The organism is Candidatus Poriferisocius sp. (assembly GCF_965214065.1).
In the GTDB taxonomy this organism is placed as follows: Bacteria; Actinomycetota; Acidimicrobiia; order Acidimicrobiales; family Bin134; genus Poriferisocius.
Map to the genome: position 1 here is coordinate 201773 of NZ_CBDCAT010000026.1, position 24701 is coordinate 226473.

At 65.2% G+C, this 24701-nt stretch carries 19 protein-coding genes; 14 read left to right on the top strand and 5 right to left on the bottom strand.

Features of this window, described 5'->3' with window-relative positions; all coding sequences use genetic code 11:
* Positions 1-25 precede the first annotated feature (25 nt).
* Complete coding sequence (locus ACOOGG_RS05195; protein WP_420432986.1) at positions 26-2125, bottom strand: sodium-translocating pyrophosphatase; 2100 nt, start codon at positions 2123-2125, stop codon at positions 26-28.
* 110 nt (positions 2126-2235) lie between these two features.
* Between ACOOGG_RS05195 and ACOOGG_RS05200 the strand changes: the two genes are divergently transcribed.
* From ACOOGG_RS05200 to ACOOGG_RS05215, 4 genes are all read left to right on the top strand, one after another.
* Positions 2236-2841, top strand: a complete 606-nt coding sequence (locus tag ACOOGG_RS05200; RefSeq protein WP_420432988.1) for a 5-formyltetrahydrofolate cyclo-ligase — start codon at positions 2236-2238, stop codon at positions 2839-2841.
* A 66-nt stretch (positions 2842-2907) separates the two neighbouring features.
* On the top strand, positions 2908-4251 hold the full coding sequence (gene trkA, locus ACOOGG_RS05205; RefSeq protein ID WP_420432990.1) for a Trk system potassium transporter TrkA: 1344 nt from the start codon (positions 2908-2910) through the stop codon (positions 4249-4251).
* Positions 4252-4258: 7 nt separating this feature from the next.
* Complete coding sequence (locus ACOOGG_RS05210) at positions 4259-5563, top strand: TrkH family potassium uptake protein (RefSeq protein WP_420432992.1); 1305 nt, start codon at positions 4259-4261, stop codon at positions 5561-5563.
* Positions 5564-5573: 10 nt separating this feature from the next.
* Positions 5574-7154 (top strand): TrkH family potassium uptake protein, encoded by a 1581-nt coding sequence (locus ACOOGG_RS05215; protein WP_420432994.1) that lies wholly within the window; start codon positions 5574-5576, stop codon positions 7152-7154.
* A gap of 30 nt (positions 7155-7184) precedes the next feature.
* Here ACOOGG_RS05215 and ACOOGG_RS05220 read toward each other — a convergent pair whose 3' ends face one another.
* Positions 7185-8477, bottom strand: a complete 1293-nt coding sequence (locus tag ACOOGG_RS05220; protein ID WP_420432996.1) for a M18 family aminopeptidase — start codon at positions 8475-8477, stop codon at positions 7185-7187.
* 166 nt (positions 8478-8643) lie between these two features.
* On the opposite strand from ACOOGG_RS05220, the gene gltB reads away from it, so the two are divergent.
* Both gltB and ACOOGG_RS05230 read left to right on the top strand, forming a co-directional pair.
* Positions 8644-13236: a glutamate synthase large subunit gene (gene gltB, locus ACOOGG_RS05225; RefSeq protein WP_420433386.1), complete on the top strand. Its 4593-nt coding sequence runs from the start codon at positions 8644-8646 to the stop codon at positions 13234-13236.
* Positions 13229-14689, top strand: coding sequence for a glutamate synthase subunit beta (locus tag ACOOGG_RS05230; RefSeq protein ID WP_420432998.1), 1461 nt, complete (start codon positions 13229-13231; stop codon positions 14687-14689). Before gltB ends, ACOOGG_RS05230 begins: the two co-directional genes overlap by 8 nt.
* Positions 14690-14691: 2 nt before the next feature.
* On the opposite strand, the gene ACOOGG_RS05235 is transcribed toward ACOOGG_RS05230, so the two are convergent.
* A complete protein-coding gene (locus ACOOGG_RS05235) occupies positions 14692-15375 on the bottom strand; it encodes an alpha/beta fold hydrolase (RefSeq protein ID WP_420433000.1) in 684 nt (227 codons plus the stop codon).
* Between the two features lie 466 nt (positions 15376-15841).
* Positions 15842-16597 (bottom strand): glycerophosphodiester phosphodiesterase, encoded by a 756-nt coding sequence (locus ACOOGG_RS05240; RefSeq protein ID WP_420433002.1) that lies wholly within the window; start codon positions 16595-16597, stop codon positions 15842-15844.
* A 37-nt stretch (positions 16598-16634) separates the two neighbouring features.
* Here ACOOGG_RS05240 and ACOOGG_RS05245 point away from each other — a divergent pair, with 37 nt between their 5' ends.
* The 8 genes from ACOOGG_RS05245 to ACOOGG_RS05280 all read left to right on the top strand — a co-directional run bounded on the left by ACOOGG_RS05245 (position 16635) and on the right by ACOOGG_RS05280 (position 22551).
* A complete protein-coding gene (locus ACOOGG_RS05245) occupies positions 16635-17420 on the top strand; it encodes a SirB1 family protein (RefSeq protein ID WP_420433004.1) in 786 nt (261 codons plus the stop codon).
* A gap of 80 nt (positions 17421-17500) precedes the next feature.
* Complete coding sequence (pyk, locus tag ACOOGG_RS05250) at positions 17501-18919, top strand: pyruvate kinase (RefSeq protein WP_420433006.1); 1419 nt, start codon at positions 17501-17503, stop codon at positions 18917-18919.
* Positions 18920-18938: 19 nt separating this feature from the next.
* On the top strand, positions 18939-19385 hold the full coding sequence (locus ACOOGG_RS05255; RefSeq protein WP_420433008.1) for a DUF3151 family protein: 447 nt from the start codon (positions 18939-18941) through the stop codon (positions 19383-19385).
* 1 nt (position 19386) lies between these two features.
* A complete protein-coding gene (locus ACOOGG_RS05260; RefSeq protein WP_420433010.1) occupies positions 19387-19950 on the top strand; it encodes a flavin reductase family protein in 564 nt (187 codons plus the stop codon).
* A gap of 26 nt (positions 19951-19976) precedes the next feature.
* Positions 19977-20519 carry a molybdenum cofactor guanylyltransferase gene (gene mobA, locus ACOOGG_RS05265; RefSeq protein ID WP_420433012.1) on the top strand — a complete coding sequence of 181 codons (543 nt, stop codon included), beginning with the start codon at positions 19977-19979 and terminating at the stop codon, positions 20517-20519.
* Positions 20520-20541: 22 nt separating this feature from the next.
* The gene (locus ACOOGG_RS05270) at positions 20542-20862 is read left to right on the top strand and encodes a rhodanese-like domain-containing protein (RefSeq protein ID WP_420433014.1); all 321 of its coding nucleotides are present in this window, start codon (positions 20542-20544) and stop codon (positions 20860-20862) included.
* Positions 20859-22031, top strand: a complete 1173-nt coding sequence (locus ACOOGG_RS05275; protein ID WP_420433016.1) for a ribonuclease D — start codon at positions 20859-20861, stop codon at positions 22029-22031. The genes ACOOGG_RS05270 and ACOOGG_RS05275 overlap by 4 nt, the downstream gene beginning before the upstream one ends.
* Before the next feature lie 16 nt (positions 22032-22047).
* On the top strand, positions 22048-22551 hold the full coding sequence (locus tag ACOOGG_RS05280; protein ID WP_420433018.1) for a phosphoribosyltransferase: 504 nt from the start codon (positions 22048-22050) through the stop codon (positions 22549-22551).
* Between the two features lie 412 nt (positions 22552-22963).
* On the opposite strand, the gene ACOOGG_RS05285 is transcribed toward ACOOGG_RS05280, so the two are convergent.
* Positions 22964-24583 (bottom strand): chloride channel protein, encoded by a 1620-nt coding sequence (locus ACOOGG_RS05285; RefSeq protein ID WP_420433020.1) that lies wholly within the window; start codon positions 24581-24583, stop codon positions 22964-22966.
* Between the last annotated feature and the right edge of the window lie 118 nt (positions 24584-24701).

Below are 24701 nucleotides of genomic sequence, written 5' to 3' on the forward strand. Positions count from 1 at the left end.
CCACGGTTGCCGACGGGCGGAACGATCAGACGAACGCCGAGGCGAACACCAGAGACACGATGGTCATGACCTTGATGAGGATGTTCATCGACGGTCCGGAGGTGTCTTTGAACGGGTCACCTACGGTGTCGCCCACCACGGCTGCCTTGTGGGGTTCGGAGCCCTTGCCACCATGGGCACCGGCCTCGATATATTTCTTGGCGTTGTCCCAGGCACCGCCGGCGTTGGCCATGAAGATGGCCAGAGCGAATCCGGTCACCAGGGCACCGGCCAAGAAGCCGCCCAGGGTGTCCACATCGATGAAACCGAGCACTAGGGGAACGGCCACGGCCAAGGCACCGGGCACCAGCATCTCCCGCAGCGATGCCTGAGTGGAGATGGCCACACACCGAGATGAGTCGGGGTTGACCCCTTCAGCGCCCTCCCGCAGACCAGGTATCTCTCGGAATTGGCGGCGCACCTCCTCGATCATCTTGTTGGCCGCCCGGCCCACCGCATCGATGGTCAAGGCCGCAAACAAGAATGGCAGCATGGCGCCCAGGAACAGGCCGATGAAAACGTCTACTTCCCCCACATTCAGGGAGAGTGAAAAGTCGGGGTCCTCCAGTCGGAGGGCCACCTCGAAGGTCTTGAACAGGGCCAGAGCGGTCAGCGCGGCCGAACCCACCGCGAATCCCTTGGCAATGGCCGCGGTGGTGTTGCCCAGCGAGTCGAGGGCGTCGGTCACCTCCCGCACCTTGGGGTCGAGCTCGGCCATTTCGGCAATGCCCCCGGCGTTATCGGCGATGGGCCCGTAGGCGTCCACTGACACAACCACACCGGTGGTGGCCAGCATGCCGATGGCGGCTACTGCAATGCCGTAGATACCGTTGGCCGTATCGTCGCCGAGCAGTGTCTGCTGACCACCCCAATATGCCACCAGCACGCCAGCGCCAATCAGAATCACCGAAGCGGCCACCGACACCATGCCTGCACTGATGCCCGCCAGCACTGTGGTGGCCGGGCCGGTCTCGGATTGCTGGGCGATCTTCTTGACTGGTGAGTAGTGATCGCTGGTCCAGATCTCGGCCACCTTGCCGATGGCCCAGCCCACCGCGAGGCCGCCGATCACCGAAATGGGCAGTCCCCACCAATTCTCAAAGTCATCGCCGGAAAAGAACCACAGTCCGATCAAGATGGTGCCGACCACAGTGAGTCCCATGGCCACGTTGGTGCCCATGTGGAGCTGGCGTGACAGGCTTTTCACGTCGGCGCGGGCACTGCCCCGAACTGCGAACGAGCCCACGATGGCAGCCAGCATTCCCACAAACGCCACGGCCAGCGGGAACATGAGCTGGGCCAGGCCGATGTCGCTGCCGGTGGCCTCACCTCCGGCCACCGCGAAAGAGAATGCAGTAAGTGCGATAGGGGCGATGATCGATCCGCTGTAGCTCTCGAACAGGTCGGCGCCCATGCCGGCCACGTCGCCCACGTTGTCGCCCACATTGTCGGCGATGGTGGCGGGGTTGCGGGGGTCGTCCTCGGGTATGCCGGCCTCGACCTTGCCCACCAGGTCAGCGCCCACGTCAGCAGCCTTGGTGTAGATACCGCCACCCACGCGGGAGAAAAGGGCGATGGAGCTGGCGCCCAGTCCGAAGGCGGTGAAGATCTCAAACGGGTCGTCCACACTGAGCCACTCCACGAACAGCAGGTAGGTGAAGGCCAGGCCCAAAAGGCTCAATCCGGCCACGGAAAAGCCCATGACCGCCCCACCCCGAAAGGCCAGGGGCAGAGCCTTGGCCGGCCCCTCGGTGGCCGCCTGGGTGGTGCGGGCGTTGGCCATGGTGGCCACTGTCATACCCACGTACCCTGCGCCGGCCGAGAGCACCGCGCCCAGGATGTAGCTGATAAAGGTGAGCTCCACTCCGGTGAGCACCGGAATGAGGATGGCCATGATCACCACGAACCCGGCTACCCAGGTGTACTCCTGCTTGAGGAAGGCCCGGGCTCCGGCCTGGATCTCGTTCATGAGATAGACCATCCGGTCGTTGCCCGGAGGGGCGGACTTCACGATCCGGTAGAACAAGAAAGCGAGTGCGAGCGCAAGGATCGCGCTCAATCCGGCAAGATACGGTACGGCGTCCACGTTGACCCCCTGTTTGAGATAACTAGGCGAAGTTAGCCAGCGAAAATGCGACCTGCCAAGGTTGCCATTTGGGATGTCCATTTTCGGGTAATTCGGGATAATCTGGAACAGTGGTCAGCCTCAACCGGTTGCGGACCGAAGCCCGGCAGGCCCGGCGATTATTCCCTGATCCGGAGGGCGCGGCGCGAGCGGTGTGCAACGCGGTGACATCCCTCGGGTGGCTAGACGGGGCGAAGCGGGTTTCGGCCACGATCGCCGACGATGGCGAACTCGACCCCGCACCGCTGGTGACCGCATGTCGACTCCGGGGCATAGACGTGTACTACCCGGTGTTGCATGACCCCGCCCCCATGCAGTTCGCCCCTGCCGGCCCAGATACCGCCATGGTGCCCAATCGCTTCGGGATCCCCGAGCCCGATGTCGATCCCCAAGAGATGGTGTCGGCCCAACAGCTGGATGTGGTGCTGGCTCCGTTGGTGGTATTCGACGCTGCCGGCCATCGGGCTGGCCGGGGCCAGGGGTACTACGACCGGGCGCTGGCTTTTCTGCTGAACGGCCCCCGGCCGGCTAAACCGCTGGTTGTGGGGCTGGCCTACGAATTGCAGCTGGTTGACGGTGTACCTGCCCATCCGGGGGACGTGACCATGGACGCGGTAGTCACCGAACAGCGGGTGCGGGTGTTCAGCTCCAGCCTGTCCCGCCGGTCCCGAGCCTGATGGTTGGCGAAGCCGTTACCGTCGGGAGTACTCGCCCTTTCCCCGAATTTGGGCAAGGATAAAACCGTGCGCATAGTGGTAGTGGGCGCTGGCGAAGTGGGTTCCTACGTGGCTCAGATCCTGAGCGAGGAGGGAAACACGGTGTCGGTAGTGGAACTCGACGCCAAGAAGCTGCACCACCTGGCTGAAGAGCTTGACGTGCTGGCCGTGGAGGGAAGCGGCTCCCATCCCCACATCCTCAGGGAGGCGGGCATCCGCAAAGCCGATCTGCTGGTGGCGGTCACCGCCAGCGACGAGGTGAATCTGGTGGCCTGCCTCTTGGCCAAACAGCAAGGGGTCGAGCGCACAATTGCCCGCATACAATCCCGCAATCTGAGGGAGAAGGACGCCCTCGAGCTGCGGGGGGCGATGCAGGCCGACACGATCATCGATCCCGATGAGGAGACCGCCCACGAGATTATGGACCTCCTGTCGTACCCGGGAGCCACCGACGTGACCGTGATGGCCGAAGGCGAAGTCGTGGTGGTGGGGGCCAAGCTCACGACCGACGCACCGTGGGCCAATCGCCGGCTGGCCGACATAGCTGAAGAGTACGAGCCCGACTGGGATTTTCTGGTGGCGGTGCTCACCCGAGCGGGCAAGACCCGAATCCCCCGAGCTGACACCACTCTGGAGCCCGGTGACCTCTTGCGGGTGGTGTGCAAACGGCGGGCCCGGGGAACCTTGTTGCCGCTTTTGGGCCTGGCCCCTGGTGCCCACCGTCGGGTAATGCTCTTGGGTGGGGGCCGGACGGCCGAGATCGTCGGGCAGCGCTTGGCCGAGCGCCACGCCGAGGTGGTGCTCATCGAGCGCGACCTGGAGCGGGCTCAGAAGCTCAGCGAAGACCTCGATGGGGTGCTGGTGATCCACGGCGACATCACCGACGCCGAGTTGTTGGAATCCGAGGACGTCGGCAACTTCGACGCGGTGATCGCCCTAACCGGCAAGGACGACGCCAACATCCTGGCCTGCCTCTACGCCAAGTCGCTGGGAGCCAGCGAGACCATCGCCGTGCTCCACAACCTGGCGCTGCGCATGCTACTGCGGGATGTGGGCATCGATGTGGCCCTGTCGCCCCGTACAGCCAGCGCCAACGGCGTGCTGAGCTACGTGCGGGGCGGCGTGGCCCAGGTGGCCACCTACCTGTCAGGCGACTTTGAGGTCATCGAGGCCGAGGTGAAGCAGGGCTCCCCGGCCGATGGCGCAGCGGTAAACAAGCTGGGCCTGCCCAAAGACGTGCTCGTCGGCGCGTACGTGCGCGACGGCAAACCTCAAATCGGCCGGGGCCGCAGCGAGCTGCGAAGCCGCGACCACATTGTAGTTTTTGCCCGTCCCGACACGGTGGACGAAGTGAAGCGCTTCTTCGGGTGAGCCCCAGATGAGCGACCCGTCGCGGGTTCGCTTCCCCTGGCATCGCTCCGCAGTCAGGGTTTTGACCACAGTGGTGGCCACGGCCGCCACCTCGGTAGTGGCATCAGCCATCGTCTATTTGGCCTCTGGAGAGGTGAGCCGGGTGGACGATGCCCTCTTCGAGTCCATGGCCGGGCTCACCACCACATCGCTGACGGTGCTCGACCCCGAGGCTCTTCCGAAGTGGCTTCTCTCATGGCGGGCCGCAACTCAGTGGTTTGGGGGAGCGGGTGCTTTGGTGTTCGCCTTGGTGGTGGTGCCCACATTCGGAGGCCAGCGGCGGTTGAGCGAGGTGGCAGAGGGGCGGGGCAGGCGGGCGGTGCTGGCTAGCACATGGTCCCACACCGCTCGCCGGGTGGTGCTGGCCTATGTGGGGTTCACCGCGGTGGTAATCGTGGCCTACGCCGCGGCGGGCATGAGTCCGTTCGACGCCGTCACCTTCGGGTTGACCACCGCCTCAACCGGAGGGTTTGCTAACTATCGGGACTCGTTCGCCCATTTCGACTCGGCAGCCATCGAGTGGGTGGGGGCTTGGGCGATGGGGCTGGCCGGCATGTCAGTGGCCGCGTTGGTGTGGATTGTCCGGGGGCAATTGCAAGCGCTGTGGCGATCCACAGAGGTGAAGCTGTATGTCGGTCTCATACTGGTTTCGGCGGTCCTGATGTCCGCCTGGACCTGGCAGGATACCGGCGGGGGAGCCGACACCATTCGACAGTCGTTTTTCACCGTCACTTCGGCCATCAGCACCACGGGCTTTCGGGTCACCGATTGGGGCCATTGGGTGGCGGCACCCCAGACACTGTTGCTGCTGCTGATTGGAGTGGGTTCGATGGCAGGCTCGGCGGGGGGCGGGTTCCGGGTGCTCCGGGTAATCCAGCTCTTGGGCATCGTGCGGCGGGAATTGGTCTTGCAGCTCCATCCCCGGGCGGTGGTACAGGTCAAGGTATCGGGAGCGGCGGCTTCGGAGGCATCGCTCACCCGGGTCCACAACTTCCAGATTCTGTGGGTGCTGGCCACCTTGTTGGGGGTGTTTGGCGTCGCCTCGCTAGGCGGCGACCTTCTGACCGCGGTGTCAGGGGCGATATCAGCGCTGGCCACTACCGGGCTCGGGCTGGGCGAGCTGTCGGGGTTCGCCGATGCCACAGTGTTGGCTGCCCCGGCCCGGGCGGTGCTGATCGCTCTGATGTTCCTCGGCCGGCTGTCGATCTACCCGGTTGTGGTGGTGGTGGGCTGGGGTATCGGCGAGGTCCAGCGGATGAGGCTGAGGCAATGAAGGCCCAGCGATGACTGCGGTGCTGTCGGGAGCCCGGCGAGTGAAGGCGGCTGCGAAGTGGGCTGTACACCACCTGCTAGCGGATCGGCCTTGGACCGTCACCAGCCGGGTGGGGTTCGTGGTGGGACTAGGCCTGTTATTCCTGGTGCCGGGGATGCTCTTCGCCACCGTGGTGGAGTGGGGGTCGTCGACATCGCACAACGAGGTGGCCCTGGGCTTGGGGGCGCTGGTGACGCTGGCCGCGGGAATGCTGTTGGCGGCCTTCACTCGTCTCGACCAGGACATGCCTCCGGCCTCGGTGTTCGCGGCGGTGGCATGGACATGGATCGGCTCGTCATTTTTTGCCGCTTTGCCGCTGTGGTTCTCCGGCGAGCTGGGCAGCTTCGACAACGCCCTTTTCGAGGCGGTGTCGGGCATAACTGCCACGGGCTCCACGGTGCTGAGTCCCATCGAGGGGACGGGCCGGGGCGTGCTCATGTGGCGCCAGATCATGCAGTGGTACGGCGGCATGGGCATGGTTGTGCTGGCGGTGACCATTCTGCCGTTCTTGGGCGTCGGCGGGCTGAGCCTTATCACCGCGGAGGCTCCTGGGCCTACCTCGGACCGCCTGGCCCCCCGCGTGAGCTCTACTGCCCGGCGGCTGTGGGGGCTTTACGGCGGCATCACATTGGCGGTGGCAGCAGCCCTGATGATCGCCAAACTCAGCCTGTACGACGCGGTGGCCCACGCCTTCACCATCGCCGGCACCGGGGGCTTCTCGCCATATGACAGCTCCGTCGGCCACTTCGACAGCACAGCGGTGGAGGCCGTGGTCATCGCCGGGATGCTGGCGTGCGGAGTGAGCTTCACCCTTCACTGGCGGGCCGTGTCAGGCAATCCTCAGGCTTATGGGCGGTCTTCGGAGTTCCGCACTTATATCGTAGTGATCGCGGTGGCAACGATCTCTACGTCACTGCTCAATTGGGTGAACGACCTGACCGATTTGTCCAACAGCTTCCGCAATGGGATCTTCGCCGCGGTCGCTCTGAGCACCAGCAGTGGTTTCGGCAACGCCTCCGACGCCAATCCGGGGGGTGATTTCGCGGCTTGGGCGCCGGGTGCTCAAGCCCTTTTGCTGCCTTTGATGGTGATGGGGGGCATGACGGGGAGCACCGCCGGAGGGCTGAAGGTGCTGCGAGCCCAGGTGATGGCAAAGTACATGCGGGTGGGGCTGTTGCGGGTGAAGCACCCTCAGGTAGTGGCCAAGGTCAAGCTGGGTCAAAAGGCAGTGTCCGAGCCGGTGCTTCAGCGGGTGGCGGGGCTGGTGGCCCTCTACGCGTTGTCCGCGCTGGCGGCCACTATGGTGCTGGCCGCGCTGGGCCAGGACCTGATCACCTCCTCGTCTACGGCCATCAGCGCGTTGAGCAACATGGGACCGGCTCTGGGCGAAGCTGGGCCGACCTCCAATTTCCTGGTGTTCACCCGTCCGGCCCGAGGGGTTGTGATAGCGCTCATGCTCATCGGCCGCCTGGAGTTCTTTGCCATCTTCTTGGTGTTGGTGTCGGCCTATGAGCGGGCCCGACGGGTTTCTCGAGTAAAGCTACGACGCTGAGAGCCAGGGTGAAGACAACTTGAGCCAGGGTCAGGTCGCGGCGCTCAGGAACGCGCCGAGGGCCTGCGCAAAGTCAATCGGATCTTGAGCACCGCACATCTCGCGGGCTGAGTGCATGGAGAGCTGGGCGACACCGGCATCAACGGTGGTCACCCCGGTGGCGGCGGCGGCGAAGGGCCCAATGGTAGAGCCGCAGGGCATATCGCTGCGGTGGGCATAAACCTGGTGGTTCACGCCGGCCTTCTTGCAGGCGGCGGCGAAAGCGGCCTCGCCCACCGCGTCGGTGGCATAGCGCAGGTTGGCGTTGCGTTTGATCACCGGCCCGTCGCCCATAGCGATGAGGTGTTCGGGCTCATGGCGCTCGGGATAGTTGGGGTGGGTGGCGTGAGCGCCGTCGGCCGACAGGCACAGCGACCGGGCCAGCGCGGGGTGCAGCGCGTCGCGGCTGCCTGTGATCCGCTCCAACACCGTGGTCAGCAGCGGCGATGTGGCTCCCTGGGCCGACACACTGCCCACCTCCTCGTGGTCGAACAGGCACAGCACCGCACTGGGAACCGCGTCGGCAGGGGCATCGATCAGGGCCTGGAGCCCAGCCCAGCACGACACCTGATTGTCGATCCGGGGGGCGAAGATGAACTCGCCATCGATACCGCCGACCGTGGAAGGAGTGAGGTCGTGGAGCATGGCATCCCAGGCCAGTACCTCTTCGGATCTGATACCAGCGGCTTCGGCGACCACGTCGGCGAATTCGCCGGGAGAACGCAGCCCCAGCCCCCACACCGGCGTCAGATGGGTCTGAGGGTTGAGCAGCAGGCCCTTCTGGTTCACCTCCCGGTCGAGGTGGATGGCCAGTTGCGGCACTCGCAGCACCGCCTGGTCGATGCGGAAAAGCCTGGTGCCTGATGGGGTTGCCACCCGGCCGGCCACCCCCAGGTCACGATCGAGCCAGCTGTTGAGGAGCACGCCGCCGTACATCTCGACCCCGAGTTGGCGGTAGCCGACCTGGCCGGTGTCGGGCTGGGGGGTGATGCGCAGATTGGGGCTGTCGGTGTGGGCGCCGATGATTCGGAAGCCCTTTTCGCTGGTGCTATGCCGCCAGGCCACCAGGCTGCCATCTCGGCAGACAAAACTGCTCCCGGAAGCGTCGGGCCAGTCGGCGGTCTCGTCCATCTGGGTGAACCCCGCAGCTCGCAACAGGGCAGCAGCCCGCTCCACCACATGAAACGGTGTCGGACAGGCGTCGATGAAAGCGAGAAGCCCCTCGACACCCCAGTTGCGAGCGTCTTCAGCCACTCCTGCCCCATCTACAACAGGCGAATCCACCCTGCAATCATGCACCTCCACCCCCCGTGGCGCGCAACAGACTTGGAAGGGAACCGGGTTACGGCGGTAAAATTGCCACCCTGCCGCTGGCCAATGCTGTCTTAGCGCGCATGGCAAACACGCTGGAAAGGACGCAATGAGGAACTGGCCGCCGCAGACCGCCGAACTGCCACACCCTCAGGGCCTCTACGACCCCCGAAACGAGCATGATGGATGCGGGGTCGGGTTCTTGGTGGACCTGAAGGGCCGGCCGCGCCACGAGATCGTGTCGGTCGGCTACGGCGCACTGTGCAGCCTCCAGCACCGGGGGGCGCTGGGGGCAGAAGTCAATACGGGTGATGGGGCGGGCCTGTTGATCCAGGTGCCCGACGAATTCTACCGCCAGGTCTGCGACTTCGACCTGCCGGAGGCGGGAGCATATGCAACCGGCATCGGCTTCCTTCCCGACACTCCCGAGGCCGCGGCTCACGCCCGGGCAGCCATGGACCAAATCGCCACTGAGGAAGGGCTGACCTCGCTGGGATGGCGGGAGGTGCCCACCAATCCTGATGAGCTGGGGGCGGGGGCACTGGCCACCATGCCGTCGTTCTGGCAGCCGTTCTACTCCGGCGATGGACTGGACGCCGATGCGCTGATGCGGCGGGCCTATATCGTTCGCACCCGGATCCGGAACGAGGTCACCTACGAGACCGACGACCAGGCCGATGCCGGTGCGCTGGGGTCCAAGGCCCGCAAGCTGACCTATGGCTACTTCGCTAGCCTGTCCAACCGGACCATCGTCTACAAGGGGATGCTCACCACCCCGCAGCTCGGCGAGTTCTACTCCGATCTGAGCGACACCCGGGTGACCAGCGCCCTGGCCATGATCCACTCCCGGTTCTCCACCAATACTTTCCCGTCGTGGTCGCTGGCCCATCCCTACCGGTTCATCTCCCACAACGGCGAGATCAACACCGTGCAGGGAAACCGCAACTGGATGCGGACCCGCGAGGCCCTGTTGAGCTCGCCCCATCTGCCCGGCGACCTGGAGCGGCTGTTCCCGGTGTGTCCCGAGGGGGTGAGCGACACCGCCAGCTTCGACCAGGTGCTGGAGCTGCTGTTCATGGGCGGCTACTCGCTGCCCCAGGCGGTGCTCATGATGATCCCCGAGCCGTGGGAGAACCACGAGTCGATGTCGCCGGAGCTGCGGGCCTTCTACCGCTACTACGCCTCTTTGATGGAGCCGTGGGACGGCCCGGCCGACATCGTGTTCAGCGACGGCACCCTCATCGGGGCAGTGCTCGACCGCAATGGCCTGCGCCCTTCCCGCTACTGGGTGACCGACGACGACTTGGTGATCATGGCCTCCGAGGTAGGGGTTATGGAGGTCGACCCGGCGGCCATCGTGGAGAAAGGCCGCTTGCAGCCCGGTCGCATGTTCTTGATCGACACCTCCGAGGGCCGCATCGTGCGCGATACCGAGATCAAGCAGAAGCTGGCCTCAGCCCATCCTTACAGCCAGTGGCTGGCCGACAACCAGGTGGATCTAGACGATCTGGCGGAGCGCCCCCTCCCCGAGCCCGACGAGACGCCCCTGCTGGTGCGCCAGCAGATGTTCGGCTACACCCACGAGGAGCTGAAGCTCTTGTTGGCCCCCATGGCCAGGGACGGCAAGGAGGCCCTGGGCTCGATGGGCACCGACACCCCGGTGGCGGTGCTGTCCAACCGGTCGCGGCTGCTGTACGACTACTTCCAACAGCTTTTCGCCCAGGTCACCAACCCTCCACTGGACGCCATCCGGGAGGAGATCATCACCGCCACTTGCGGCTGGTTAGGCCCCGAGGGCAACCTGCTCGATCCCCGGCCCGAGTCGTGCCGCCAGATCTTCACCCCCCACCCGGTGATTACAAATCAACAGCTGGCCAATCTGGTTGAAGTAGACGGCCCCGGCGGCCACGAGCACTGGCACACCGAGCTGGTGCCGTGCCTGTACGCTGTGGATGACGGCGGGCCGGGGCTGCGCATCGCCATCCAGCGCATCCGCGAGCAGGTCAGCCGGGCCATCGAATCGGGCAAGAACATCATCGTGCTGTCAGATCGGGGAGCCAGCGCCGACTCAGCGCCGATCCCGTCGCTGCTGGCCACCGCGGCGGCGCACCACCATCTCATCAGGGAGAAGACCCGCACCCGGGTGGGGTTGGTGGTCGAGACCGGCGACGCCCGCGAGGTACACCACATCTGCCTGCTTCAGGCCTACGGGGCCACGGCTATCAACCCGTATCTGGCATTCGAGACCATCGACCAGATGATCGACGAGGGGTTGTGCGGATTCTCGCCCGACGACGACAAGGAACTGGCTCACTACAACTACATCAAGGCCTGCGACAAGGGTGTGCTCAAGGTCATGTCCAAGATGGGCATCTCCACGGTGAAGTCGTACGTGGGGGCGCAGATCTTCGAGGCCATTGGCCTGGGCCACCCCATCATCGGTGAATGCTTCTCCGGCACGGTCAGCCGCCTCGGCGGCATCGGCTTCCCTCAACTGGCCGAGGAGGTCAGGCTGCGGCACCGCATCGCCTTCCCCGAGAACCCCGACGAGCGGGCCCACCGCACCCTCGAAGGGGGAGGGGAGTACCAGTGGCGACGGGAGGGGGAGTATCACCTGTTCAACCCCGAGACGGTGTTCAAGCTCCAGCACGCCACCCGCGAGCGCCGCTACGACATATTCAAGGAGTACACCGAGAAGGTGGACGCCCAGTCAGAGCGCCTGGCCACCCTACGGGGGCTGTTCCGGTTCCGCACCGGTGTGCGAGAGCCGATTCCCATCGATGAGGTGGAGCCGATTTCCAGCATCGTCACCCGGTTCTCCACCGGGGCCATGTCATACGGGTCGATCTCGGCCGAGGCCCATGAGACCCTGGCCATTGCCATGAACCGCATCGGCGGCAAGTCGAACACCGGCGAGGGCGGCGAGGATCCCCGCCGCTATGTGCCCGACCCCAACGGCGACCTTCGCCGGTCGGCCATCAAGCAGGCCGCCTCAGGGCGGTTCGGGGTGACCAGTGAATACCTGGTGAACAGTGACGACATTCAGATCAAGATGGCCCAGGGGGCCAAGCCGGGCGAGGGCGGCCAGCTTCCGGGCCACAAAGTGTGGCCGTGGATCGCCGAGGTCCGTTATTCCACCCCCGGTGTGGGGTTGATCTCCCCGCCGCCCCACCACGACATCTACTCCATCGAGGATCTTGCCCAGCTCATCCACGACCTGAAGAACGCCAACCCCACTGCCCGCATCCACGTGAAGCTGGTTTCGGAGCTGGGGGTGGGCACGGTGGCCGCCGGGGTGTCCAAGGCCCACGCCGACGTGGTGCTCATCTCGGGCCACGACGGCGGCACCGGGGCCTCTCCGCTGACGTCCATCAAGCACGCCGGCACCCCGTGGGAGCTGGGCTTGGCCGAGACCCAGCAAACGCTGCTGTTGAACCGGCTGCGGGACCGCATCGTGGTGCAAACCGACGGCCAACTCAAGACGGGCAGAGATGTGATGGTCGCCGCGTTGTTGGGGGCCGAAGAGTTCGGATTCGCCACTGCGCCGCTGGTGGTAATGGGATGCGTGATGATGCGGGTATGCCACCTGGACACCTGCCCGGTGGGGGTGGCCACCCAAGATCCCGAGCTGCGCAAGAAGTTCACCGGGGAACCCGAGTTCGTCATCAATTTCATGGAGTACATCGCCGAAGAGGTCCGCGAGATGTTGGCCATGCTCGGCTTCCGCACCCTGGCCGAGGCCGTCGGGCAGGTGGAATGCCTCGACGTGAGCGATGCGGTGGACCACTGGAAGGCGTCGGGGCTCGATTTGTCCCCCATCTTGTACGCCCCAGACATTGATCCTGGGGATGACCGGCACTGCACGCAACCCCAGGACCACGGCCTCGACCGCGCCCTCGACCAGCAGCTCATCTTGATGGCCGAGTCCGCCTTGGAAGACGGCCTCCCGGTGGAGATGGATCTCCCCATCGGCAACGTGAACCGCACGGTGGGCACCATGCTCGGCTTCAACGTGACCACCAAGTGGGGGGCCGACGGGCTGCCCGACGACACAATCCGCATCAACTTCACCGGGTCGGCCGGCAACAGCTTCGGGGCGTTTTTGCCCCGGGGCATCACCATGAAGCTGACCGGCGACGCCAACGACTACGTGGGCAAGGGCCTGTCGGGCGGGCGCATTATCGTCACCACCTTCCCCCAGGCCCAGTTCGCGGCCGAGGAGAACGTGATCGCCGGCAACGTGATCGGCTATGGCGCCACCAGCGGCGAGTTGTACCTGCGTGGGCTGGTGGGGGAGCGCTTCTGTGTCCGCAACTCGGGGGCCGTGGCGGTGGTGGAGGGCGTGGGCGACCACGGCTGCGAATACATGACCGGCGGTCGGGCCGTGGTGCTCGGCCCCACCGGGCGGAACTTCGGCGCGGGAATGTCGGGCGGCGTCGCCTATGTGCACGACCCAGAGGGCGTGTTCCCCCCCAAGGTCAACACGGAGATGGTGGACATCGAGGCGTTGGACCAAAACGATCGGGAGTGGTTGCGGGACCGAATCAGCCAGCACATGGTGAACACCGACTCCACGGTGGCTGAGCGGATCTTGGCCAACTGGGCCACCGAGGCCGACCGGTTCGTGAAGGTGATGCCCAAGGACTACAAGCGGGTGCTGAGTGCGGTGGCCGAGGCCGAGCGGACCGGGACCGACGCCGAAGCAGCCATCATGGCGGCCGCACATGGGTGATATCCGAGGGTTCATGAAGCATGGGCGGGAGACGCCGGTGCGCCGTCCCGTGCCAGTGAGGATCAAGGACTGGCACGAGGTCTACAACGACTTCGATGCCGAGTCGGTGCGCACCCAAGCGTCCCGCTGCATGGACTGCGGCATCCCCTTCTGCAACAACGGATGCCCGCTGGGCAACCTGATCCCCGACTGGAACGACCTCGTCTACCGGGACCACTGGCGGGAGGCCATTGAGCGGCTGCACGCCACCAACAACTTCCCCGAGTTCACCGGGCGGCTGTGCCCCGCGCCGTGTGAGGCGGCCTGCGTGCTAGGCATCAACGAGGACCCGGTGACCATCAAGCAGGTCGAGGTGGAGATCGTGGACCGGGCCTGGGAGGAGGGGTGGATCACCCCAGTGGTGTGCGACGACCGCACCGGCCAATCGGTGGCCGTGGTGGGGTCGGGGCCAGCTGGGTTGGCCGCTGCCCAGCAGCTCACCCGGGCGGGCCACGACGTGGTGGTGTACGAGCGGGCCGACCGCATCGGAGGGTTGCTGCGCTACGGCATCCCCGAGTTCAAGATGGAAAAGCGCCACCTCGACCTCAGACTGGCCCAGATGGAGGCCGAGGGCACGGTGTTCAAGACGGGGGTGAATGTCGGTTTCGACATGAGCGCGGCTGAACTCACCGGAAAATACGACGCGGTGGTGCTGGCCGGCGGGGCCACCCAGTGGCGAGACCTGCCCATTCCCGGTCGGGAGCTGGAGGGCGTCTATCAGGCCATGGAGTACCTGCCCCCGGCCAATCGAGTTCAGCAGGGCGACCTGGACGAACACCCGTTCTCGGCCGCCGGCAAGCACGTGATCATCATCGGCGGGGGCGACACCGGTGCCGACTGCCTGGGCACCGCCCACCGCCACGGAGCGGCCTCCATCCACCAGTTCGAGATCTTGCCCCGTCCGCCCGACCAGCGGGACGACTCCACCCCGTGGCCGACCTGGCCGCTCATGCACCGGTCGTCATCAGCCCATGAGGAGGGCGGCACCCAGGTTTACGCCATCAACACCGTGGAGTTCACCGGATCGGGTGGCAAGGTGGAGGCACTGCACACGATTGACGTGCAGCAGTCCTTCGATGGCGGACGCATGAGGTTCGACCCGATCGAGGGTACCAAGCGAGAGTTCAAAACGGATCTGGTGCTATTGGCTCTTGGGTTCACCGGCCCCGAAACCGGCGGCCTGCTCGACGACCTGGGAGTAGAGATCACCGCCCGGGGAAACGTGGCCCGCGACGACAACTGGATGAGCACCGTGCCGGGCGTGTTCGTGGCGGGCGACATAGGCCGCGGCCAGAGCCTGATCGTGTGGGCCATCGCCGAAGGCCGGGCCTGTGCCGCGGCCGTGGATCAGTACCTGACCGGCGATACCCTCTTGCCCGCACCCCTGGTGCCCACCGCCCAACAGTTGCGCTGACTCTAGAAGGGCCGGGCGTCGAGGAAGTCCAGGGCGGCGTCGATGAAGTCGAAGGACTTGGGGGTGGCGAAGTGGTCTATGCCCCGCAAAACCACCAAGCGGGCGTCGGGAAGGGCGTCCACGAGCTGGTCGGCGGGGTAGGCGAAGTCCTTGTCGCCCACCACCACAAGGGTGGGCACGGCGACATCAGCCAAGCAGCTCGTGTCGAAGGCGGTGCGGCTGGCCATCAGCGCGGCCAAGGCCTCCCGGTCGGCCTCGGGGTCGTCGGCCAGGGTGGAGAAGTGGAGTGCCTCGGGATTCTCGGGATCGGGCTCGCCGGTCACCGCGTGCAGGATCATGCGGCTGTGGCCCTCGTCTCGCTCGAACAGGTTCTTGCCCACCCCGGATACCACCAGCTTGTGAAATCGCTCGGGCGTCCGGGAGGCAATGGACAAAAGGGTGTAGGCCCCCAGCGAGAACCCGATGGCGTCGATGGGCTCGTCGGGGAAGCGGTCGATCACGTGCTGCTCGAATTCGGCGTAGCCCTCGGGATGGTGGGGCTTGGGGGCGGTGCCGTGTCCCATCAGGTCGACGCCGATCACTTCGCGGCCAGCGTCGGCCAACAGATCGATCCAGGCGTTGTCCCCCCAGGTTCGCCGGGCCGAACCGGCTAGCCCGTGCAGAAGTGCGACCGCGGGTCCGCTCACCGCGCTCACCCTACTGTTCCGGCGCAAAAGAACAGGAGACCCAGAGCAACAGGAACCTCGAAAAGTAGGAGGCCCCGAGTAGCCTCCCGGCCGAAACCGGTCGACTTCTCGGGGCCGTCCCGTTCGGTCCCGGCGCTCTGGCTGGCTTGCGCCCTCCGGCTACCCGGTCCCTACCTCCCAGTTCCTCGCGGCACCTGGCCTCCTTCCCGGCCCTCGGCTTTCGGTGGTGCCACCGACTTCCTCGGCCCGTTCCAGCGGTCCTGCGGAACTCTGTCGAACTCTCGCCCTTTCGGGCTCCTGCTCTTTCAGCTAACTCCGCTTGTCTCTGGTAGGTGGGCACACCATAGCGCGCTATAAGACCAGGTCAAGGGGAAAAATAAAATCCACAGGGTTTTCCACTGCTGTGAGTAGAAATCCCCAGGAAACCTAAAATTAACCACAGATACTCTGGCCTTGGATCAGAGCCTCAAGACCAGGTGCCGCGGGCAATGAGCACATCGCGCAACACGGTGGGGCGGTCGGTCATGATGCCGTCCACTCCCAAATCCAGCAGCCGGTGCATCTCGTCGGCATCGTCCACAGTCCACACATGCACCGCTACCTCCTGACGGTGAGCGGCATCGACAAACCGTCGATGAACCACTGGCACGCCCTTGGCCGTGGGGGGCACTTGGGCACAGGCCCCGGCCTTGATGCGTAGGGGCAGACCAGCGGCCGCGGCTTGGAGCCGCCCGACCTCCTTTGGGCTGAGACCGGTACACAGCCGTGGCCCGCCCAGGCGCCGGGCGGTGGCCAGTCGGCGCCCCGAGAATGATCCGACGCACACCCGGTCGATGGCGTTGGCCCGATGCAGGGTGTCGATAAGCGGTTCAGTGGCCTGGTCGTGTTTGGGGTCGACCGCGATCTTGACATCGGGCCAGGCCTCCAGCAGTTCCTCGAAGCGGGGAATGGTTTGTTCTCCGCCCACTCGCACGGTCTCCAAGTCTCGCCAGGCCAATTCGGCGATGGCCTCCGGACGACCACTGAGCCGTTGCAAGCCCTCGTCGTGGAATGCCACCAGTACCCCGTCGCGGGTGGCGTGCACATCAGTCTCCAGGTAGCGATAGCCAAGGTCGACGGCGGCTGAGAACGCGGCCATGGTGTTCTCCGGCCCCTCCGCGGCCCCGCCCCGGTGGGCGATGGGTATCGGCCCCTCGTGATCTAAGAACTGCCAAGCGGACACCAGCGAAAGCGTAGTTGCCGGGATAGATTCACTGTCTGTGGGTTGGGAGCCGGCTGAGAGATTCAGGAATCTGCTTGAGCAGGATGAATTCGCCCTCCATGAGGGGGCTCTGTGCATTGCCGCCCACGGCTGTCCGGATATGGACTTCGACGCTGAGCTAGACCGACTGGACTCTCTCGCCGATTCTTGCGACCACTCCAGTCGGAGCCAAATGCTGCACTCGCTGTTCAGCGAGCTGGGGTTCCACGGCAACCGGTCGGACTATTACGACCCCCGCAACTCGTTTCTCAACGAGGTCATGCGCCGGCGCACCGGGATCCCCATCAGCCTCGCCGTGCTGACCATCACGGTAGGGGCCCGCATGGGCTATGAGTTCGAGGGAATCGGACTGCCTGGCCACTTCTTGATCCGGGACCGGAACGAGCCCGACACCTATATCGACGTGTTCGCCGGGGGCGCGTTGCTCAATGCCCAGGGCTGCGAAGAACTCTTCCACCAGATCACCGGAGGGCAGAAGGGATTTCACCCTGCATTCTTGGCCCCGGTAGACGATTCGTCGATCATGGAGCGGATACTGGGGAATCTTCGGGCCATCTACGCCCAGCGCCGGGACTACGCCAATCTGGAGTGGGTACTGGAGTTGCGGACGATTTGCCCCTCGGCCACTGCTAAGGAGGCCAAACAGCTTGGTCTGATCAGCATGGAGCGGGGACGGTTCGAAGTAGCGGCCCGCCGGTTCGAGGCACTAGCCGAGGCCGCGGAGAATGACGATGAGGAGCAGCTTCGGCAGTTGGCCGTCCGCGCCCGGGCCCGCATGAACTAGCCGAACCCACCGGTAGCCGCAGCTACACCAGCCCTGCTAGACCGCAAGATCAGCCTGATCGGGCGGTAGCGTTAAAGGCTGTGACCCGACGCACCAAAATCATCGCCACGATTGGCCCGGCGTCGGAATCCCCGCAAGTACTGCGAGCCATGGTGGACGCTGGCATGGACGTGGCTCGCATCGGCCTAGCCCACGGAACGCTTGAGGAGGCCCTAGAGCGAATGCACCTCGTGCGGCAGGTGGCCCAAGAAGCAGGCCGGCGGGTGGGAGTCCTGGTGGACTTGCCTGGTCCGAAAGTGCGCACGGCCAGCTTTGGCCAGGAAGGCGTGGAGCTGCGGGCCGATTCCCAGGTGGGGATCAGGGTCGGCGACAACCTGAGCACCGCCGAGGTGGTGGAGGTGGACTACGAGAACCTCTTTCACGATATTGCCATCGGCGACCAAGTGGCCCTCGGAGACGGGCAGGTGCTGTTGGAAATAGTCGACATTTCCGCCGACAAGGCTGCGGCCCAAGTCCTCCACGGCGACGTGATCCATGGGCGGCCCGGGTTCCGCATCCCGTCTGACCGGCTCAGCATGTCCACGCCGACACCGGAAGATCTGCGGAATCTGGACGCATTCGTGAGCTATTCGGTGGACATGGTGGCCGTCTCGTTCGTTCGGTCAGGCGACGACATCCGCCGGGTCGGCGTCGAGCCCCATCCCACTGGCCCGCTGGTTATCGCCAAGATCGAGACCCAAGCAGCCGTGCAGAATCTCGATGACATAATTGACGCCTCGGCGGGAATCATGGTGGCTCGCGGCGATTTGGGCACCGAGTGCCTGATGGAAGAGACCCCGCACCTTCAAAAGCGAATCATCCGGGATTGCATCGCGGGCGGCTTGCCGGTGATCACCGCAACCCAGATGCTGGATTCCATGGTCCAGGCATCGACCCCGACCCGGGCCGAGGTATCCGATGTGGCCAACGCGGTATTCGACGGCACCAGTGCGGTCATGCTCTCGGCTGAGACCGCCATCGGTGCCCACCCAGCGGCCACGGTGGCCACGATGGCCCGCATCGCCGAGCGGGCCGACGAAGAGTTCGACTATGTGCGCTGGGGGGAGAACATCCGCCGGTTGCGCATGACCGACGTGGACGCCCCTACATCTGTGACTGACGCCATGACCGGCGCGGCAGCTACCGCGGCCAACGAGCTCAACTTGGCGGCCATCGTGTGCATTTCGGCCTCCGGATTCACCGTACGCTCTATGGCCCGTTTCCGCCCCCAAGCAGCCATTTTGGGTTTCAGCACCTCGGAACGCACCGTCCAACAGCTAACGCTGAGCTGGGGAGTTACCCCCATGCTGGCCTGCGAGGTGGGCAGCTATGAGGCCCGGGTGGCCGAGGCCCTAGACATGGCCAAAGAGACAGGTCACGTCGGAGCCGGTGATGTGGTGGCGGTGGTGGCCGGCATGACCGAGGCCACCGACGTGCTGCGCTTGGTGCGCGTCCACTGACCATAGAAGGATTGCAGCCATGAGCGATGCACCGGTGAATCTCACTCGGTCGGGGCCGCCAGAGACGATTTTGGACCCTGAGCCGCCCCAAGCGGTGGCCTCCCTGGCCGAGGCAATGAGCCTGCCTGAGGAGCGCAGAAGGGATGAGGTGGCCGAAGTAGTGGCCCAGTTCCCCCGCTTCTTGGACGGCTGGGCCCGGCTGGGACAGTTGGCACGAGACGACGCCGAGGCCTACGCCGCTTTCCGGGTGGGCTACCACCGGGGACTTGACCGACTGCGCCAGAACGGCTGGCGGGGGTCGGGTTATGTGCGCTGGGCCTACGAAGTTAATCGGGGCTTTCTGCGGTCATTGGCTGGATTGCAGGCCACTGCCGCCGCCATCGGCGAACAAGACGAAGAAGAGCGCTGCCGATTGTTTCTCCACCAGCTCGACCCATCGTGGCCCCCCCGAGATCTGGAGGCTTGATATGGCGGCGCCAGGCGGCACCGGTGTCGTAGGCCCGTTTCCCGAACATGTCGGGGATGATCCCGAAGTCCAAGAATCGTACGACCGCCTTCGTAGGCGGGTGTTGTGGAGCCTGCCCTACGGCTTATATGTGGTGGGGTCGAGAGCGGGGGAGCGCCGCAACGGCATGACCCTCAACTGGGCTACACAACTGGCCTTCGAGCCCAAGCTGGTGGGGATCGGAGTGGAGCATCCGGCCTACACCCACGAGCTCATCACCGAGGGCAAGGTGTTCAGCCTGTGTACCATCTCCCGCGAGGACCGGGCCATCGTTCGAAAGTTCACCAAACCGGTCGAGGTGGATCTTGCGGCCATGACCCTCAACGGCTTCGCGTTCCGCGACGGGGTCACCGGCGCGCCCATCTTGGACTGCGCCCCCGCCTATCTTGACTGCGAGGTGCGCGACGCAGTTGTCACCGGGGCCCACACCCTGTTCATCGGCGAGGTGGTGGACTGCGGCTTCCAGGCCGACGAGGACACCCCCGTCCTCCGCATGGAGGACACCCGCATGAACTATGGGGGATAGAGATCTCCACTGAATTCACTGGTGCAGTGCTTGCCGGAGGTCAGAGCCGGCGAATGGGCACCGATAAGGCGTTCATCGAGGTGGAGGGGCGGTGGCTGATTTCCAGTGCCCTGGCCGCACTGGATGAAGCCTCGCAACGCCTAATCGTTGGTGGGACTGATCCCCGGCTGGAATGGGCCGCGACCGCCGTCGATGCCCAGCACGTAGCCGACGACTGGCCTGGTGAGGGTCCGCTGGGTGCAGTGGCCACTGCACTCGGCCAAGCTCGCCATCCAATAACGGTGATCTTGCCCTGCGATATTCCTGCCATCAGCACCGTGGACGTGGCTGTCCTGGTGCAGGCCGTCCGCCAGGCGCTGCCGGCCGCTGCTCCCTCGGCGGCGATTTTCACCGACCAGCGCCGCCACTACCTGCCCCTGGCCATCGACTCTGGATCAGCTGGGCTGGCCAAGAGCTTGTTCGAATCCGGCCAGCGCGCCGTTGCCTCGCTGCTAGATGAGGTGACCGTTGTCGACGTGCCAGCTTCTCCGCCGGCGGTGGCAGACCTCGACGGTCCCGAAGACCTCTGATCGGGCCACTAACCTCAGCCTGGTGGAAATCCCTGAGATCGGAGTGGTGGAGCTGGCCGCACTGCTGTCAGACGACATAGTGCTCATCGACGTGCGCGAGCCCGAGGAATACGCCGAAGCCCGTGTGCCCGGCGCGACCCTCATTCCCCTGGACACCGTCCCCGAACGGGCCCGAGAACTGCCCGATCAGCACTTGTACATGATCTGCGCCTTGGGCGGGCGAAGCCTGAAGGCCGCTGAGTATCTGACTGCCCATGGCTGGTCGTGCACCAACGTGGCCGGCGGAACCAATGGGTGGATAGAAGCTGGCTACCCCTACGACTCCGGGCCGCCAGGCGATTGAGACACGATTCCGCCCCCCCCGAACCGATCACCTCTCGGCGCAAGCTGGCGGCGGTGGTGGCCGATGCCGCGGCCGCCGAAGCCTATGCCCTGGACACCGAGTTCCACCGCGAGCGCACCTACTACCCCAGGGTGGCACTGGTTCAAATCGCCTGGCGGGACCAGCTGGCCATCATCGACCCGCTGGAAGCGCCCATCGCAGGGCTGACCGAGCTGCTGGAGGGAGGGGGCCTGGCGGTGCTCCATGCCGCCGAGCAAGACCTAGAAGTTCTCCAACACGAGTGCGGCACGCAACCCCGCCGCATATTCGACACCCAGATCGGGGCAGGATTCATCGGATACCACACTCCATCGCTGGCCTCGCTTCATGAGCGCCTGCTGGGAGTGGACCTGCCCAAAGAAGCCCGCATGTCCGACTGGTTCCAAAGACCGCTGCCCGATTCCATGCTGACCTACGCCGCGGCCGACGTGGAGCGCTTGTTGGAGATCAGCGACATACTGCACCAGGAGCTGCGGGCCCGGGGGCGCCTGGAATGGGCCGAAGAGGAGTGCGCCCTCTTGCTGGAGCGGGCCGACGCAGGGCGGACCTCCGACAAGGCGTGGCTCCGGATCAAAGAGGTCCGCCGCATGGAGGGCCGGCCCCGGGCACTGGCCCAGGCGGTGGCCAAATGGCGGGAGGAATACGCCGCCCACATAAACCAGCCTGTTCGCCATATTCTGTCGGACTTGGGAGTGGCAGCGGTCGCCCAGCGCCTACCGCGAACACTCAGCCAGCTGCGGGACATCCGCGGCGTGGAACCGCGTAACCTCCGCAAGGGAGCGGACAAAGAACTGTTGGATTTCCTCGACCAGATTCGAGGCGCAGACCTCGAAATCGAGCCCCGCGAGAAAACGCCCAAACTGGATCCGTCTCTCAAGCCGGCGGTCAACCTCATCACCTCGTGGGCGGCCCAGCACGCCGCGGAAGCCGACCTCGACCCCACCCTGGTGGCCACCCGAAGCGATATCGAGGCACTGCTCCGGGGCGACCCGGCCTGCCGGGCGCTGAGGGGGTGGCGAGCCGATATCGTCGCGGCGCCTGTTCAACAGCTTTTGGACGGAACCGCGGCAGTAGCCTTCGACAGCCAAGGCAAACTGGTCTTGGAGGAGCGCTCGGGGCGCCCGATATAGGAAGCTGGTCAGCAAGATGACAGACCGGGAATGGCTGGACTGGGCCTCGTATGGCCATGCAGTGCGGGAGTTGGCCGCGTTGGTGGCCGACGACGGCTATCGGCCTGAAATGATCTTGGCCATTGCCCGGGGTGGCCTGTTCTGTGCTGGGTCGCTGGGCTACGCCCTGTCGATCAAGAACATCTACGTGATGAACTGCGAATACTACACCGGGGTGGACGAGCGGCTTCCCGTTCCAGTGATGCTTCCGCCGGCCGTCGACCTGGTGGACCACCGCAACTCCAAGATCCTCATTGCCGACGATGTGGCCGATACCGGCCACACCCTCAAGATGGTCTACGACTTCTGTGTGGACCGAGTCGGCGACGTGCGCTCAGCCGTGCTCTACGAAAAGTCCCATTCCCTCGTGAAATGCGACTACGTGTGGAAGCGCACCGACCAGTGGATCAACTTTCCGTGGTCCACCGATCGGCCGCTGGTCAGCGCCGAAGAGGCTCGTCACCGAGTGCTCGACGCCTGAGGGGCTGGTCATCCCAGCTCCCACAATCAGGCCTCCATCCGGCCAGTTCATGCTGGCAGTGTGCAAAAGCTGGGAGCGGAGTGGTTAGACTGGCCCGCATGAAAGCTTAGGGGGGCGAAGTACCCTCTAATGCCGGTGCCGAAAATGCCGCCGGCTCGATTTAGCGGAGCCGCCCATGAAAAAGGGACGCCACCGTCGTTACGAAGAAGCCCGCGCGCTGAAGCACACAAGCGACGACTTCGACGTTATGTTCAAGGAGAACGAGGACCCGTGCGTGGAGTGTGGAGCAATTCCCGGGGAGGAGTGCCGCCTAGTCAAGGTGGGTGCCAAGCCTTGGTGCGAATACCGGGATAACCCTTCAACCGATAGCGTCGACGAGCTCTTTCCTAGCTGACAGCCCCAAAAACCCTGGTCATACGCCTTCGGTCTCGTCCAGGATCTCATCCAATCTAAGGATGTCGTCGGCTCGCACCACTCCTATGAAGGTGCCGTCGTCGTCGGTCACCGGAAGTTGATCGGTGTCGTAGCCATCCATCTGGGCCACCGCGTCGCGCAGCGTCCACGAAGGACGGGCCGTGGGCAGATCGCGTCGGGCGATATCGGCGACCAGCGTGTCGTTCCAAAGATCGCGCTCCAACTCGCTCATCTGCTCTAGGCCGCACATCCCGAGGTACGAACCACCGTCGACCACCGGAACTTCCCGCTCGCGTCGGCCGAGAAGGTGGATGTACACCAGCTCGCTCACCGTGGCATCGGGGGGCACGGTGAGGGTGTCGGTGGTTAGCGCGGAGGTGAGCGGCAAGGCGAGCCGGCGCTCGACGAGCCCCTCTCGTTTCTCAAGCTGGTAGGAAGCCACCGAGCTGGATCCGACTACCAGCTGCGACACCGCGGCGGCTATCAGCGCGGGGACCACGAACACCGACGCTCCGGTGCTCTCGGCCACGAACATAACCGCAGTTATGGGCGCCCGATATCCGGCACCCAAAAAGGCCGCCAGCCCCAGCGTGCGGTACAGCCCGATGTCTGCCACCCCCATGGCCTGGCCCACGAAGCTGCCCACGATCACTCCCTGGACAGCCAGGGGTATGAACAAACCGCCGGTACCCCCGGCGCCCACGGTGGTGAGGGTGGCGACCACCCTGAAGACCAGAAGGCTGCCGATGAGCAGCAGCGTGTGCTCTCCGTCTCGCAGCCATTCGGTGGCCTCCACACCGGGGCCCAGGCTCAAAGGCTGGTCGAAAACGGCGTCGGTAGCCACCACCAGTCCAGCCAGCACCGCACCGCCGAGCAGGATTCTGACGCCAACGGGGTACTGCCGCTCCAATTCCTTGGCCTGGCGCACCAGCCAGGCGAATCCCCGACCGCCCAGCCCGGCTACCAGGCCGAGCAGCGCGCCCCCGCCCAAATGGATGATGCTGAGATTTCCGGTATGGCTGCCCAGATCGATAACCGGGTCGGTGCCCAGCACAGCCACGTACACCAGGTAGCCCGATGCGGAGGCCAGAAGCGCCGGCAGCAGCGCCCGGCGGGCCACGTCATCGCGATAGGGCGCCTCCAGGGCGAAGATCACCCCGGTGGCCGGGGTCTTGAACACCGCGGCTATGCCAGCGGCTGCCCCCGCGGTGAGCAGCAACTTGGCTTCCTCCCGACGCAGCCACCGGCCGAACAGACCCTGGGTGCTGTGGCCGACGGTGGCACCGGCATAGACCGAAGGGCCCTCAAGTCCCACCGAGCCACCCAGGCCGATGGTGGCCACGCCGGCCAGTAGTTTGGCGGGAAGCTGGGAGAGGGGCAATCGGGGGTGGCGCTCATGGAAGGCCCGCACGTATTCGTCGGAGGTCGACGGGGTGGCGCCCCGCCCGATATAGCGCAAAATGGCCACCGCGGCGAACAGGCCGACTGCTGGAGCCGCCGCCTGCCACCACAGAGGGCCATGCAGAATGCGCTCCAACAGCACCTCGACAGTCAGTTGCTCGAACCCGGCCACCAACAATCCCACCAAAGCTCCGGTGAGGATAGAGAGCACCATCATCGCCGGGAAGGCCCGTCTCGGCCGGAAGGAGGCCAGCAGCCCCACTCCTGATCGCGCGATCCTTCCGCCTAGAAGAGCTTGGAGTGCTTGCATCCTGTCGGTCTCACTGCCGGTATCC

Excerpts from the sequence above, each read along its gene's own strand:
- ACOOGG_RS05260 (WP_420433010.1), top strand. The coding sequence starts at position 19,387 with ATGGCGGCGCCAGGCGGCACCGGTGTCGTAGGCCCGTTTCCCGAACAT.
- ACOOGG_RS05280 (WP_420433018.1), top strand. The coding sequence starts at position 22,048 with ATGACAGACCGGGAATGGCTGGACTGGGCCTCGTATGGCCATGCAGTG.
- ACOOGG_RS05285 (WP_420433020.1), bottom strand. The coding sequence starts at position 24,583 with ATGATGGTGCTCTCTATCCTCACCGGAGCTTTGGTGGGATTGTTGGTG.
- ACOOGG_RS05215 (WP_420432994.1), top strand. The coding sequence starts at position 5,574 with ATGACTGCGGTGCTGTCGGGAGCCCGGCGAGTGAAGGCGGCTGCGAAG.
- ACOOGG_RS05210 (WP_420432992.1), top strand. The coding sequence starts at position 4,259 with ATGAGCGACCCGTCGCGGGTTCGCTTCCCCTGGCATCGCTCCGCAGTC.
- ACOOGG_RS05230 (WP_420432998.1), top strand. The coding sequence starts at position 13,229 with ATGGGTGATATCCGAGGGTTCATGAAGCATGGGCGGGAGACGCCGGTG.
- ACOOGG_RS05255 (WP_420433008.1), top strand. The coding sequence starts at position 18,939 with ATGAGCGATGCACCGGTGAATCTCACTCGGTCGGGGCCGCCAGAGACG.